This window comes from Pseudomonas sp. AN-B15, assembly GCF_019056475.1.
Taxonomy (GTDB): Bacteria; Pseudomonadota; Gammaproteobacteria; order Pseudomonadales; family Pseudomonadaceae; genus Aquipseudomonas; species Aquipseudomonas parakoreensis.
In genome coordinates this window covers 5,173,115-5,187,400 of record NZ_CP049737.1, presented here as the reverse complement: position 1 = coordinate 5,187,400, position 14,286 = coordinate 5,173,115, and the positions used below count along the sequence as shown (strand labels likewise).

The window sequence follows — 14,286 nt, the reverse complement described above, 5'->3', positions numbered from 1 at the left end:
CGAACGCAGCCTTGATGCCGATCTGGCTTTGGCTCTGAGTTTGAACGGTCGTGAACTGTTCCGCGCTGAACAGCCGCTGAAGATTCTGCTGATGTCTGCCACGCTGGAGGGCGAGCGCCTGGCCGGGTTGCTGGATGACGCGCCGATCCTGCGCAGCGAAGGGCGCATGTACCCGGTGACGATGCGCTGGGGGCGGCCGTTCCAGCCTGGCGAATACATCGACCAACGCGTGACCCGGACCGTCCTCGATGCCCTGCACGATGAAACCGGCAGCCTGCTGGTGTTCCTTCCGGGGCAGGCGGAAATCCGTCGTGTGCATCAGCAACTGAGCGATGCCATCGGTGAGCGTAAAGATGTCTTGCTCTGCCCGTTGCACGGTGAACTGGACCTGAATGCCCAGCGCGCCGCCATCGACCCGGCGCCGGCGGGTCAGCGCAAAGTGGTGCTGGCGACCAACATTGCCGAAACCAGTCTGACCATCAACGGCGTGCGCGTGGTGATCGATGCCGGGCTGGCGCGGGTGCCGCGTTTCGACCCCGGCAGCGGCATGACCCGTCTCGATACGCAGCGTATTTCCAGGGCCAGCGCCACCCAGCGTGCGGGCCGGGCCGGACGTCTGGAACCGGGCGTGTGTTATCGCCTGTGGTCGCAGGATCAGCACGAGCAACTCGCCGCTTACGGCAGTGCGGAAATTCTGTCGGCGGATCTGGCGGGTCTGGCGCTGCAACTCGGACGCTGGGGCGTCACGCCGGGCGAACTGGTCTGGCTCGATGTGCCGCCGGCAGCGGCTTATGCCCAGGCCCAGGATCTGTTGCAGCGCCTGGGCGCACTCGAAGGCGAGGCGCTGACCGCCCACGGTCAGGCCATGGCCGAATTGCCGGCACATCCGCGCATCGCCCATCTGTTGCTGCGCGGTCAGGCGCTGGGGCTGGCGCAGATGGCGTGCGACGTCGCGGCACTGCTCGGCGAACGCGATATTTTGCGCGGCGCCGGGGCGGATCTGCACAGCCGCCTGGTGCTGCTCTCTGGCGAGGAACGCGCGGCACGCGGTGCTCAGGGTGGCGTGCAACGTGCGCGGCAACTGGCGCGGCAGTATCGCGGTTACCTGCGTGGCAAGGCCAGCGATCCCGTCAGCGATCCCGATCATCCGCGCTGGCTCGGCGCATTGCTGGCGCTGGCCTATCCGGATCGCGTCGCCCAACAGCGGCGCGCCGGTGGCGCCGAATATCGGCTGGCCAATGGTCGCGCTGCGCTGTTCGCCGAAGCCGACAGCCTGATGAAGGAGGCGTGGATTGTGATCGCCGACCTCGGCAGTCGTCAGGGGCAGCGCGAGGAACGGATTTACCTGGCGGCGGATTTCGATCCGACGCTGTTCGACTCGGTGCTCGCCGAGCAAGTGCGTGCCGTCGATCAACTGGACTGGGACGAGCGCGAAGGCGTGCTGCGCGCCGAGCGTCAGCGCAAGGTTGGCGAACTGATCCTCAGCCGCGAACCGTTGACCGGGCTCGACGAAGCGGCGCGCAGTCAGGCGCTGGTCAATCTGGTCCGGCGCAAAGGTCTGGAGTTGCTGCCGTGGACGCCGGAATTGCGTCAGTGGCAGGCGCGGGTCGCGTTGTTGCGGCAATTGGATCTGGCGACACAGGCCGACAGCCAATGGCCGGATGTCAGCGACGCGACGTTGCTCAAAACCCTGGAAGCATGGCTGATGCCCTATCTGGGCAAAGTCTCGCGACTGAGTCATTTCGCCAATCTGGACCTGTCGAGCATCGTGCGCAATCTGTTGCCGTGGCCGTTGCCGCAGAAGCTTGATGAGCTGGCCCCACATCACATCAGTGTGCCGTCGGGGTCATCGATTCGTCTGGATTACAGCGAGTCGCCGCCGATTCTCGCGGTGCGTTTGCAAGAGCTGTTCGGCCTCGCCGAGACGCCGCGAATCGCCGGCGGGCGGCAAGTGGTCAAGTTGCACCTATTGTCCCCGGCGCGGCGGCCGGTGCAGGTGACACAGGATCTGGCCAACTTCTGGCGCAGCACCTATGCCGAGGTGAAAAAGGATCTGAAGGGGCGGTATCCGAAGCATTATTGGCCGGATGATCCGCTGGTGGCCGAGGCCACGGCGCGGATCAAGCCGCGCAAGTGAGCCTTTGTCCGGGGTTGATCAGGCCTCGCCGTAGAGGCTTTGCGCAGCACGGCGGCGGTGCTTGATGCTGTGGCAGACCCACACCAGCGTGATCCACAGCGGAATCGCGTAGACCGCCATCCGGTTGACGGGGTCCATCAGCATGACCGCCATGATGAACACCATGAAGGCCAGACAGACATAGTTACCGTAGGGATACCAAAGCGCCTTGAACCGTGGAGTCTGCCGGGTCTCGTTCAGGTGCCGGCGAAATTTGCCGTGGGCCAGGCTGATCATCGCCCAGTTGATCAGCAGCGTCGCCACCACCAGCGATAGCAGTATTTCGAGGGCCTGCTGCGGGATCACGTAGTTCATCACCACCGCGACCAAAGTCACCGCAGCCGTTGCAAGGATCGAGCGCACAGGAACCCCGCGCGAGTCGATCTTGACCAGGCTTTGTGGCGCGTCACCCTGCCGGGCCAGACCGAGCAGGATCCGGCTGTTGCAGTAGGTGCCGCTGTTATAGACCGACAACGCCGCGGTAAGGACCACGAAGTTGAGAATGTGCGCGGCGGTATTGCTGTCGAGCATTGACCACACGCGTACGAACGGGCTGCCGCTGTAGGTATCGCCAGAGGCATTGAGTGACGTCAGCAGGCTGTCCCACGGCATCAATGACAACAGCACGACGAGTACGCCGATGTAGAAAATCAGGATGCGGTAGATCACCTGATTGATTGCCTTGGGGATCACGCGACGAGGGTTTTGCGCTTCGGCGGCGGTAAAACCGAGCATTTCCAGCCCGCCAAAGGACAGCATGATAACCGCCATGGACATGGCCAGGCCGGCCATCCCGTGGGGGAAAAAGCCGCCGTGCTGCCACAGGTTGCTCAACGATGCCTGCGGCCCTCCGTTACCGCTGACCAGCAGGTAGCTGCCCATGACGATCATCCCGATCACCGCCAACACCTTGATGATGGCGAACCAGAATTCCGCCTCGCCGAACACTTTGACGTTGATCAGGTTGAGTGCATTGATCAGCACAAAAAACACCGCAGCCGATACCCAGATCGGTATCTCGGGCCACCAGTAATGCACGTATTTGCCGACGGCTGTCAGCTCGGACATGCCGACCAGGGTGTACAGCATCCAGCAGTTCCATCCCGACAGGAAGCCGGCGAATGCGCCCCAATACTTGTGGGCGAAATGGCTGAAAGAGCCGGCAACCGGCTCTTCAACGATCATCTCGCCCAGTTGTCGCATGATCATGAAGGCGATGAAGCCGCAAATGGCGTAGCCGAGGATCATCGAGGGCCCGGCAGACTTGAGTGCGCCCGCCGAGCCCAGAAACAACCCCGTGCCGACGGCGCCTCCCAGTGCGATCAATTGGATGTGTCGATTTTTCAGGCTGCGTTGCAGTTGACCTGAGTGCGTATGGAGTCCGCTCATGAGAAAGGGTACTCGCAAGGTTGCTTGAGTGTTTGCAAGACACTTGCGCGGGGCGAGGCGGGCCGATGCAGTGACGCGACGGTGCCAACAGTGGGGGACGGGTAATTCTCCACAGTCATACGGATTCTGTTCCTTCAGATTATTTCTATTTTTATCAATCAGTTAGATCGGGTTTTCAGCTTGGTTGTGCGCGATTTCGTGCGCGCCGAACATAAAAATCTATTGGAAGAAACATATTTCTATCTGTTGAATTTGTAAATGGGGGATGGTATCTAATGCATCGCACAGGGACATGCCAACGATTCCAGGGACTGAGGAGTGATGACGGTGACGGAGTGCAATGCACTAGGGACATTCGATTTTGTGGTCGGCGCCGAGGCCGATCCGGCGGGCTATTTTTCAGCGGCGGCGCAGGACATTCGGGCACAACTGTTGAGTGAAGGCGCGGTGCTCATTCGCGGTGCCACGCCGTGCAGGGATCCCGAGGTGTTTGAACGGGCCATCGGTGCGCTGGGTTTTCACACGCGCGATTACGTCGGCGGCAGCTCTCCACGCTCGACGATCCAGGGCAAGGTCATGGAAGCGACGCGCACCCCGCCCGACTGGTCGGTGATCCTTCATCAGGAAATGGCCTATGTACAACATCCGCCCGAAATCATCGCTTTCGTGTGTGTCGAGCCTGCGGAGCGTGGCGGTGAATCCGTGGTCGGGGACATGCGCAAACTGGAGCAGTTGATTGATCGCGCCACCCTGCAGCAACTGACCGATCGCGGGCTCAAGTTGCGCCGCACGCTGCCCGGCGAGGCGCGGGTGAATCTCAAGCCCGGGGTGAAAAAAAGCTGGCAGGAGACGTTCTCCACTTCCAGCACCGCCGAGGCAGAAGTGCTGTGCCGGACGCGCGGTTGGGACTTCGAATGGAGTGGCGGCGACCTGATCCTCTGGCAGGACTGTATCGCCCCGATGCGCCGACACCCGCGCAAAGCGGCGGACATCTGGTGCAATCAGGCGCACTTCTGGGGCGCGGCTGCGATGATCGAATGGGCGCGTATCGACGGTCGTGAACAGGACGCCAGTGATTTGGCCGAGGCGCAGCGCAACACGCCGCAACTGTTGGAGGCCATGTGTTTCGGTGACGGCGAACCACTGCCGCAAGACCTGACGCTGGAGTTGTTCCACACCGTCAGACGTCTGGAACAGGATGTCGATCTGCGGGCGGGCGATATTTTGCTGCTCGACAATTTCCAGTATGCCCACGGCCGGCGCGCCTTTTCCGGCAATAGGACCATCAACGTGATCATCGCCAATTGGGCGGATGATCAGCCACACGCAGCTCAGGGATGAAAAGATGACGATTCAGGAAAGAAACTTCACGTCGGATAGCACGTTTGTACTGACCCCCGGCGTGGATGTCAGTCTCAAGGACTTGATCAGGTATTCCCGGCCCGGGGCAAAGGTGGTCGCTTCGCAAGCCACCCGGCAACGGGTTCAGGCATCGCGAGACGCCCTGGAAAATCTGGTTGCACAAGGCGCGGTGATTTATGGGGTGAACACCGGGATGGGTGGTTTCGTTGACCATCTGGTGCCCATCGACAAAGCCCACGAGCTTCAATCGAACCTGATTCAGGGCGTCTCGACCAACGTTGCCGAGCGGTTCCCGGACAGTGTGGCGCGAGCCACCATGTTTGCGCGGATCGTATCGCTGTCCCGTGGCAACTCGGCACTTTCGCTGGAAAATTTCGACCGCTACATCGCCATTTACAACGCCGGCCTGATCCCGGAAATCCCGAGCAAGGGCTCGTTGGGGACCAGTGGCGACCTGGGGCCGCTGGCGGCGGTTGCGCGGATGCTGACCGGAGACGGTCATGCCTACCTCGACGGTGCCCGGATTCCGGCCGCGCAAGCGCTCGAGCAATTGGGCCTGGCGCCGCTGCACCTGAGTTACAAGGAAGGGCTGGCGCTGATCAATGGCACCTCCTGCATGGTCGCGGTGGCGGCGATGAATGTGGTTGAAGCCCGGGAACTGCTCGAGCAATACACGTCGATCTCGGCCTTCTCGTTTGAAGCGCTGCAGGCTCGGGTACGTCCTTTCCATCCGGATGTTCACCAGTTGAAACCGCACCTGGGCCAGCAAAAAATTGCCGAGGCCATCTGGGCTGATCTGCAAGGCTCGGAACTGGCGATTGACGATCTTGAACTCTCTTCGCAATTGAGCGCCCTGCGCACCGACCAGGTACGCCAGGAAGACATGCCCATCGAAGATGCCTATTCCATTCGCTGCACGCCGCAAATCCTCGGGCCGGTGCTGGAGACCATCGAATTTGTCGAGCGCGTGGTCGGCAACGAACTGAACTCGTCCAACGACAACCCGTTGATCACCCCTGAAAACGGCGAGGTTTTTCACAATGGCCATTTTCATGGGCAATACATCGCTTCGGCCATGGACTACCTGACGATCTCCATCATCACCCTGTGCAATCTTTCGGATCGGCGGATCGATCGCTTCCTGACCAAAGCCAACAGCAATGGCCTGCCGTCATTCCTGTGTGCGGAAAACGGTGGCCTGCGTTTCGGCCTCATGGGCGGGCAATTCATGTCGGCGTCGCTGACGGCGGAAAACCGTTCGCTGGCCACCCCCGTCTCGATCCAGACCCTGACCACCACCGGCGATTTCCAGGACGTGGTTTCCTTCGGTCTTGTCGCCGCGCGCCGGGTGACCGAAGTGCTGCAGAACACGCGTTACGTCCTCGCGTTTGAGCTGATCTGTGCAGCCCAGGCCGCCGATATCCGTGGCAACGCCAGACTCGGGCCGAAGGGCCGCGCCTGGCATGCGCGGGTGCGTGAACACATTCCGTATCTGGATCGGGATGTGGCGTTGACCGCTTACCTGGAAGCGCTCGTTACCCAGGTACTGGGAGGGCACGGCCGATGAGTTCGTCGGGAAAGAGTGACCTGTTGGCAACGTCAATCACTGAGCCGGTCCGGCTGCATGCCAACGAAAATCCGCTGGGTGCATCGGGCCTGGCCCTGCAGCTGTGCGCCTCGATGCCGACGCTGCTCAGCGAATACCCCGAAGTCACTTACAAGTCTCTGCGCCTGGCAATCGGCGAGCGCTGGCGCGTCGATCCCGAGCGCGTCGTGGTGGGCGCCGGTTCGGACGAACTGATCGACATTGCGTTGCGTAGCCTGTTGAAGCCCGGCAGTCGCATCGTGACGCAGCAGCACTGCTTCAAGATGTACAAAATCCGGGCCGCGTTGCTGGGGGCCGACTACAGCGAGATGACCCCGGATGCCAGCGGCGACTATGAGGCGGCATTGCAGCTTGCTCTTGAGCAAAAGCCCGACGTCGTGGTCCTGGTCAATCCGTCCAATCCATTGGGCGACTATCTGTTGCCCTCGCAGTTGTTATCGCTGGTGGCGCTGATTCCACCCGGCACGACCGTCATCATCGACGAAGCGTACGCAGAGTTTGCGCCGGATCGGGAAAACACGGCTGGCATTCAGATCGTCAACAGCCGGGAAAACGCGATATGCCTGCGCACGTTTTCCAAGGCCTACGGTATTGCCGGCCTGCGCCTTGGCTGGGCTTATGCGAGCGGCGATCAGGTGCCGGCGCTGCAAGCGCGGCGTGCGCCGTACAACGTCAGTTCGTTTTCCGCCCTGGCAGGCGAATACGTCCTGCAGGACGGCGATCATCTGGACAACACGGCGGCGTATTGTCAGGCGTGGGGGCAGGAGCTCGTGAGCCTGTTCAAGTCCTGCGGCATTGAAGCCAGAAGCCGCTACGTCAACTTTGTTTTCGTCGAATGCGTCACCGCGCCACGCTGCCAGGATTTGCATCAGCATCTGGAAAGGGAAGGTTTCCTGACGTCCCGGTTGACCGACTATGGTCTTGAGACGTGTCTGCGGATCTCCTTCGGCAACCAGGCGCAGATGACCCGGTTGCGCGCTGTACTGAAGCAAAAACTGCAAACCCTGGAACTTGCCTGAGGCCGGCAGGGCAAGATCAGTGAAACCTTGACTGAGGTAAAAATGAGCCAGACGCTGACGTTGTTTCACGCTGAACCCTACTTGAAGCAACTGGACTGCCGAGTTGATCGACTGGCGCGCGACGACGCCGGTCTGCCTTTCGCACTCCTCGGCGAAACCGTGTTCTACCCTCAGGGAGGCGGGCAACTGGGCGATCGGGGGGTATTGAACATTCCGCTCGCCGGGGAGGGTGAGGCACTGCGCACGCTGGAGATCGTCGCGACGAAAAAACGGGACGATCAGATCAGGCATTACCTGAGCATTGACGACGAAACGTTCGCTGACCTGCAGACGCGGGTGAGCGACCGGCAGGCGACTGCCACGCTGGATTGGTCATTGCGATATCATCAGATGCGGGTTCATTCGGCGATGCATTTGATTCATTGCATGCTCGAGCGGACGCTCGGGCGAGCGATTGCGCATCCGGTTCGTTCGCCGCTGAGCGACGAGGGTGGCGAGAACCAATACGAGTTTGTCGGTGAGTTCGACGAAGACAGTCTGAGGCGCGCAACAGATGCCTTGAACGAGTTTTGCTCTGCAAGTCATGAGATTCGTACGGAAGCGGATACCCGCCAGGGACAGGGATTTCGTTGGTGGCAATGCGAAGACTGGTCAATCCCCTGTGGGGGCGTTCATGTGCGTAATACGCAAGAAATAGGCGTGGTGACTTCCAGTATGAAGATCAAGAAAAACACGACCAGAGTGCTTGTCACTCTGTCGGCAGAGGCGGAAGAGCTTGGATAGCAAACGTGCGTTTGGCGCATTTCTCATGCAGTTTCGAATCGACGCGGGGCATCTGAAGATCTCCACGTTTCTCGACGAGGTCAATATTCCGTTCTCGGCCAATTACTACCGCGACGTCGAGGCCGGAAGGAAATACCTGAGTATCGATGCTGCCGTCGAACTGCATGATCACCTTGGCATCGACGCGGCCAGCAAAGCCAGTTTTGATTATTTCTGGCACTACTTCAGGGATTTGTTGCCGGCGGACGTCCACGAAATGTTGTTCGGCAAAGGCGTCGAGGTGACCGATCTCTCTTCGCGCCTGGAACTGCGCGAACACGACTCCAGAATCTTGCGCCGAGCCCTGAGCCTGAGTCGCTACGAGCGTGAGTTCATTGTCACCGAAGAGGTGATCGCCGCGTTCGAGGCGCAGTTCGAACTGCTGCCATTGATGACGTATCTGTACATGGTCGACAGTGCCTCAGTGGCGGAGATTCAGCTGGTGTGCCAGCAGATCGGTCTGGCTTATGACCAGGACACTGAAGCGTTCCTGAACCTGGTGTCCAAGCCGCGCGCAACGCCGGATGACCCGTTTGTCCGGCATGCACCCACGTTGAGGATGCCCAGGACGGTGGATGCGTTGAAGTTGAAGGATCAGTTCCTGCGCCATGAAGTGGACCGGTCGCTGCTCAAACCGGAGAAGAGCGAATACTTCGATGTTTCAGGCTCTTTCAAATACAGCTCGATGGTGACACTCAAGGACGCCGAAATAGAACAGATTCAGGACCGTCTGGTGGACCTGTTCTCGGTTATCGAAGTGCATAACAAGTCTGGCCGTCAGCTGGAGGATTCAGGCGCACAGCCTTATTTCTTCGGGCTGGTGGTTTCCGGGCGTCCGGAGTACGACGGGCGCGCGGCCCGCGTCGGTGAAAAAGACGAGGAGTGAACAACTGCCGGGCGCTTCGCCGCTTCTGTGTGGCATGGCCCGGCAAAAACCAACCGTTCACAGGAGTGCGCGGACAGTACAGAAAACGGGGCGCAGAACCGCAAACCGGCCGTCATCAGTCAGAACAGGGATGAGATGAATGAATGCTCCAGTCGTAGAAAAACTCCGTCAGTTGTTCGGCGAACGCTTGAGGCTCGAACAGGGAATCCGGCAACAGTTCTGCCAGGCGCCTCCCGGCATCGAGCTGAGTCCCCCCGATGCGGTAGTGACCGTTCGCAGCGAAGACGAAATCATTCAGGTCGTGAAGCTTTGCCGTGAGTACGGTGTGGCGCTGATCCCGTCGGGTGCGCGTTCGTCCCTCGAAGGGCAGATCAATGCGCCACAGGGTGGCGTCTGCGTCGACTGCTCGGAAATGAACGCGATTGTCGATGTGAACGTCACCGACATGACCGCCACGGTTCAGCCGGGCGTTACCCGCGAGCAACTCAACAGCCACTTGCGTGAGACCGGACTGTTCTTTTCCGTCGATCCTGGCGCCAACGCTTCCATGGGCGGAATGGCGGCGACCCGTGCATCGGGGACCAACTCGGTGCGCTACGGGACCATGGCCGGGAATGTCAAAGCCGCACGCTGGATCATGGCGGACGGCTCGGTCGCCGCCATTGGTTCCCGCGCGCCCAAATCGGCCATGGGTCTGGATCTGCTGGCGATTGCCATCGGTTCAGAGGGCACTCTGGGCATCTTCAGCGAACTGCAAGTGCGCCTGCATCCGGTGCCCGAGGCCATTGTTGCCGGTGTCTGTTCGTTCGATTCGGTGGATAACGCGGTACAGACGGTGGCCAGTGCCCTGGGCCAAGGACTCTCGATCGCCCGGATCGAGCTGCTGGATGCCACGGCGGTGCGTGCGTGCAATGCCTATTCTGCGGCACTGGGGCTGGTGGAAACGCCGCATCTGTTTCTGGAGTTTCACGGCGACCGGTCGACGGTCGCCAGCAGTGTCGAGCTGTTCAAGGATTGCGCCGGCGAGTACGGCGGGCAGGTCAGGATCTCCGAGCGCCTTGAAGAACGCACGGCCCTGTGGAAAGCCCGACATGACGCCTGGTGGGCCTTTCACGCTTTTTACAAAGGCCGCAAGGGGCTGGCCACCGATGTCTGCGTCCCGCTGTCCTGTCTGAGTGCCTGCATCAGCGCCACGGCCGCCGACATTGCGGCCTCCGGTCTTGATGCGCCGCTTATCGGCCATGTCGGTGACGGTAATTTTCACCTGCTGATCATGCTCGATGAGGGTGAAGACGAAAGTGCGGATATTCAGGCGTTCCTCAGCCGGCTGTCGAGTCGCGCGTTGTCGTTCGGCGGCACCGTCAGCGGCGAGCACGGGGTAGGGCAGGGAAAACTGAAGTGGATGTCGGCGCAACACGGCGCAGCGCTGCAATTCATGAGAGCCATCAAATCGGCCCTGGATCCGGACAACCTGTTCAACCCCGGCAAGATGTATCAATCGTTACGGGTTGACGCTCGATAACGGTCGAATTTTTGTTTTTAAGGATGGATGTGAAAGATATGGATCATATTTTGATAGTGGGCATCAACAAGGTCTCCATCAAGTACGTGTGCGAGGCGATCCGCGGTGCGGGCTTCGAACCGATACTGTCCGTTGATCCCTCGGGTTTTCATGGCGCGGCGAAAAACGTGTTCGAAGGGGTCACCTGCATTCCTGCCTTTACCGACAGGGTCGCGCTGTCCGCTTACCTGAACGCCCATCCCGCACTGGTTGGCGTGATTCGCAGCATCACGACATTCTTTGACGAGTTGTTCCCGGTCGTATCCGCGATTGCCGAAGAATTCGGCTTCAAGGCGCCGCCTGAGGTGTTTGCCCGGCTGTCCTCCAAGGGCTTCGTCGGCCGCTTGATCCCGGAACATGTGCCCGCCGAGACCTGTGTGTCGCTGAGCGATGGCGACGTGGTCATTCCCTGGCTGACACCCGGGCAACAAAACGATGTGGTGCTCAAACCCTCGGTCGGCTCTGGCGCGGTGGCCACCACCCTGCTCTCGATTGCACCGGACGCTGACCCTGGCGCAGTAATCCGCGCCGCCATCCTGAACAGCGGAATCGACGACCCGCAAGACACTGCCTGGATTGTCCAGGCGCATTGCGCGGGTGATCTCGTCAGCCTGGAAGGCTTTGCCCAGGAGGGGCGGGTGGTCTTCCTCGGACTGTCCAGGCGCGACCGAGTGGGATTCACGGAGGTTGCCAACCAGTTCCCGGCCGACGCCCGCATGGCCTTGCCCGTGCGTGCGAAAATCGAGAAGGCGGTCCGCGATCTGATTGCCCGTTCAGGGTTCGACAATGGCTTCTTCCATTGCGAGTTCATCGCGAACGACGCCACGGCTTATCTGATCGATGCCAACATGGGGCGCCTGGGCGGCGCGAGCATCGTTGAACAGATTGCGCTGGCCTACGATCTGGCGCCAGCGACCGTCCTGCAGCACGTGGCGCTGCTGCCACTGGGCTTGCTGGAGGCTGCGCTTGAATACCAGCCGGTCGAATCTTGCCGCCAGACCCTGAGCTACTGGTACTGCCTGGATCACGAAGCCGTCGTGCATGACTGGGAGATTCCGCCGATGGCTTCCATTCACACGCCCATTGCCAACGTCGGCAGCGTGATCCAGCCCATCGGCACGTCCGACTACGCCTGGGTCGGCATGCTCACCGGCTATGCCGATGTCGTCGCGCGCGAGATTGGCCAGGTACGTGTCCTGACCGATCGCGGCCCTAGAAGCCCGGTATTCAAATGATTTACTTCGTCCGGTTTCTTTCGTCCGCCGCCTGGAGCTGTTTCTATCCGTTCATGGCCATTTGGCTCAATGCCTCCGTGGGCCTCAGTACCAGTGCGGCGGGGGTCGTTGTCGGGTTCGCGATTGTCTCCAACCGCATCGGCGCATTGGCTTTTCAGGGCATGCTGGACAAGGTCGAGCGACGCCGGGAAATAGCCCTGGCCTTGTTCTGTGTGGCGGTGGCGGCGCTATTGATGCTGGTCACCGCCGCGATGGGCATTACCAACGTGTTGATCTGGGTCGTACTGGTTGTGGTGTTCGGTGTCTCCAATTCGATCGCCACGATCTCGCAGATTTCCTACATCGTGCAGTACTTTCGCGAGGGCGAGCACGAACGCGTGCTCTCTTACGAGAATGTTGCGGCGAACGCAGGGGCCGGGGTCGCGCCGTTCGTGGCGTCGTTGATTCTTGCCGGCACCGGTTACTGGTTTGTTGCCCTGCCGCTGTTGTTGGGCGTGCTGGCCACGGCTTCCACCCGGCTGATTCCGCAGGTGGCGCGTAGTGCAGGCGTGGCGTTTGCCGCGCGTGCCTCCACGCCGGGCGAAACCGAGGCATCGCCCAAGGTGGTGGCGTTCATGGCGATCAACTTTCTGACCATGATCGGCTATGCGCAGTTTTATTACGTGTTCCCTACCTATGCCACCGAGCGCTTTTCCAGTGAACTGGTCGGCGTGCTGTTTCTGGTGGCCAGCGGAATCATCATCTTCAGCCAGGTTTACGTGACCTCATTCGCGCAGCGTGTCTCGCGGTTGTGGCGGGTCATCGTTTCCAACCTGTTGATCGGCGCGGGCTGCCTGCTGTTGATCATTTCGTCACAGGCGCAGGCGATCCTGTTTGTCGTGGTGGTGTTTATCGTGATCGGCGAGATGATCTGCGGCCCGCTGTACCAGGCTCAGGCCGTGAAGATCTGGCGCGGGCGCAGTTCCGTGGCGATGGCCGTGCAGACCTGTGTCTGGGGCGCTGCCGAAGCTACCGCCGCCGTGCTCGGCCTGCTGGCAGTGGCCAACGAGCTGAGCTTCATGTCGTTTCTGTTGGGGTTTGCCGCCTGCGTCATCGCCGCCGTGGGCGCCTGGGTATCGATTGCGCTCAAACGCCCGTTGATCGGCATCGACGTGGAACAGCGCTCAGTCCCGGTTGCCTGATGGCTCGGTGCGGCAGGCAGCGGTCTTGGCGGTCAACTGTTCGCGACAATAGTCGGCGAACAGCTGTGCCGGTTTGGTCAGTTGCCCGCGCTTGAGCCACGCGGCGACCAGACCTGAGCCGGTGACGTCTTCGACGATGTCCACGCACACCACTTTCTTGCCGTCATAGGTGCATTCCGAGTGGGGCCGGGTCACCAGGATCGAGAAACCGAAACCCTGACCGACCATGCCCCTGACCATCTCGATCGACGGCGAGCTGAACTCGATGCGCGGGGTCAGGCCCAGTTCCTCGAACAGGCTGACGAAGTAGGTTCGGCTTGGCTGCACGTCGAGCAGAATCATCGGCTCCAGACACAGATCGCGCAGCGACACTTGCTTGTACTGGGCGAAACGGTGGTCGGTCGGCAATAGCGCATACGGCCGTTGCGCCGGCATCAGCGGCTCGGTCTGGATGGTGGCATCGAGTTCGTGTTCATAGAGGATCACCAGGTCGAAACTGCCCGAGGTCAGGCCTTGCACCAGTTCCTGTTGCTCGCCGTCGCGGATGCGGATTTTCACGCCCGGATACAGCGCGGAAAACCCGGCGATCAATTGCGGCAGGTACAACGGCGCGACGGTTTCGAAGCAGCCGATGTCGATCTGTCCGGCGACGATGTCGTTGTCGGCGAGGGCGTTCTGCTCGAACTCCCGAGCCATGCGCAACAGCTCCTGCGCCTTGCGAAAGAACCGTGCACCGCTCGGCGTCAGGGATACGCCCTGAGCGTGATGGCGAATCAGCAGTTGCACCGCGAAGCTGTCTTCCAGACCTTTGATCGCCGTAGAAATCGCCGGTTGTGCGATGTACAGCTTGCGCGAGGCTTCGGCAACGCTGCCGCATTCGACGGTGGTGATGAAGTATTTCAACTGACGCAAATTGTAGGCGGCCACGGCAAACCTCAGGACGAGCGGACTCGACTTCCAAGCAATTTGTGCGCCGCCGCGTCCGCTGCGCGACGTTGTTTTTATCCTTGAACCTTAGTCATCCACGGCGGTTTTGGGGAAACCGATTG

At 60.7% G+C, this 14,286-nt stretch carries 10 protein-coding genes and 1 pseudogene; 9 read left to right on the top strand and 2 right to left on the bottom strand.

The genetic code is table 11. The features are described from left to right. Nucleotide 1: 1 nt before the first annotated feature. Nucleotides 2-2,137, top strand: a pseudogene (gene hrpB, locus GTQ41_RS23465) (ATP-dependent helicase HrpB); the annotation flags it as partial. An 18-nt stretch (nucleotides 2,138-2,155) separates the two neighbouring features. Here hrpB and GTQ41_RS23460 read toward each other — a convergent pair. Further along, nucleotides 2,156-3,565, bottom strand: coding sequence for an amino acid permease (locus tag GTQ41_RS23460; RefSeq protein WP_047296771.1), 1,410 nt, complete (start codon nucleotides 3,563-3,565; stop codon nucleotides 2,156-2,158). A gap of 321 nt (nucleotides 3,566-3,886) precedes the next feature. Between GTQ41_RS23460 and GTQ41_RS23455 the strand changes: the two genes are divergently transcribed. The 8 genes from GTQ41_RS23455 to GTQ41_RS23420 all read left to right on the top strand — a co-directional run bounded on the left by GTQ41_RS23455 (nucleotide 3,887) and on the right by GTQ41_RS23420 (nucleotide 13,237). Further along, on the top strand, nucleotides 3,887-4,906 hold the full coding sequence (locus tag GTQ41_RS23455) for a TauD/TfdA family dioxygenase (protein WP_230679396.1): 1,020 nt from the start codon (nucleotides 3,887-3,889) through the stop codon (nucleotides 4,904-4,906). A 4-nt stretch (nucleotides 4,907-4,910) separates the two neighbouring features. Next, entirely contained in the window at nucleotides 4,911-6,494 is a 1,584-nt protein-coding gene (locus tag GTQ41_RS23450; RefSeq protein WP_041065084.1) for a phenylalanine aminomutase (D-beta-phenylalanine forming), read from the top strand. Nucleotides 6,495-6,517: 23 nt separating this feature from the next. After that, nucleotides 6,518-7,552, top strand: a complete 1,035-nt coding sequence (locus GTQ41_RS23445; RefSeq protein ID WP_230679395.1) for a histidinol-phosphate transaminase — start codon at nucleotides 6,518-6,520, stop codon at nucleotides 7,550-7,552. A gap of 42 nt (nucleotides 7,553-7,594) precedes the next feature. Beyond that, complete coding sequence (locus tag GTQ41_RS23440) at nucleotides 7,595-8,335, top strand: alanyl-tRNA editing protein (RefSeq protein ID WP_047296767.1); 741 nt, start codon at nucleotides 7,595-7,597, stop codon at nucleotides 8,333-8,335. A 25-nt stretch (nucleotides 8,336-8,360) separates the two neighbouring features. Next, complete coding sequence (locus GTQ41_RS23435; RefSeq protein ID WP_230679394.1) at nucleotides 8,361-9,260, top strand: hypothetical protein; 900 nt, start codon at nucleotides 8,361-8,363, stop codon at nucleotides 9,258-9,260. 139 nt (nucleotides 9,261-9,399) lie between these two features. Further along, nucleotides 9,400-10,782, top strand: coding sequence for an FAD-binding oxidoreductase (locus GTQ41_RS23430; protein WP_047296761.1), 1,383 nt, complete (start codon nucleotides 9,400-9,402; stop codon nucleotides 10,780-10,782). A 38-nt stretch (nucleotides 10,783-10,820) separates the two neighbouring features. Beyond that, nucleotides 10,821-12,056, top strand: coding sequence for an acetyl-CoA carboxylase biotin carboxylase subunit family protein (locus tag GTQ41_RS23425; RefSeq protein WP_047296759.1), 1,236 nt, complete (start codon nucleotides 10,821-10,823; stop codon nucleotides 12,054-12,056). After that, on the top strand, nucleotides 12,053-13,237 hold the full coding sequence (locus GTQ41_RS23420) for an MFS transporter (protein ID WP_047296756.1): 1,185 nt from the start codon (nucleotides 12,053-12,055) through the stop codon (nucleotides 13,235-13,237). Before GTQ41_RS23425 ends, GTQ41_RS23420 begins: the two co-directional genes overlap by 4 nt. Here GTQ41_RS23420 and GTQ41_RS23415 read toward each other — a convergent pair. Continuing rightward, on the bottom strand, nucleotides 13,220-14,164 hold the full coding sequence (locus GTQ41_RS23415) for a LysR family transcriptional regulator (RefSeq protein ID WP_217325365.1): 945 nt from the start codon (nucleotides 14,162-14,164) through the stop codon (nucleotides 13,220-13,222). The two genes, GTQ41_RS23420 and GTQ41_RS23415, sit on opposite strands and share 18 nt — an antisense overlap. Nucleotides 14,165-14,286: the final 122 nt, after the last annotated feature.

Bases quoted from the DNA above. Each gene is read 5' to 3' on its own strand.
- GTQ41_RS23450 (WP_041065084.1), top strand. From the start codon at position 4,911: ATGACGATTCAGGAAAGAAACTTCACGTCGGATAGCACGTTTGTACTG.
- GTQ41_RS23430 (WP_047296761.1), top strand. From the start codon at position 9,400: ATGAATGCTCCAGTCGTAGAAAAACTCCGTCAGTTGTTCGGCGAACGC.
- GTQ41_RS23440 (WP_047296767.1), top strand. From the start codon at position 7,595: ATGAGCCAGACGCTGACGTTGTTTCACGCTGAACCCTACTTGAAGCAA.
- GTQ41_RS23425 (WP_047296759.1), top strand. From the start codon at position 10,821: ATGGATCATATTTTGATAGTGGGCATCAACAAGGTCTCCATCAAGTAC.
- GTQ41_RS23455 (WP_230679396.1), top strand. From the start codon at position 3,887: ATGACGGTGACGGAGTGCAATGCACTAGGGACATTCGATTTTGTGGTC.
- GTQ41_RS23435 (WP_230679394.1), top strand. From the start codon at position 8,361: ATGCAGTTTCGAATCGACGCGGGGCATCTGAAGATCTCCACGTTTCTC.
- GTQ41_RS23460 (WP_047296771.1), bottom strand. From the start codon at position 3,565: ATGAGCGGACTCCATACGCACTCAGGTCAACTGCAACGCAGCCTGAAA.
- GTQ41_RS23420 (WP_047296756.1), top strand. From the start codon at position 12,053: ATGATTTACTTCGTCCGGTTTCTTTCGTCCGCCGCCTGGAGCTGTTTC.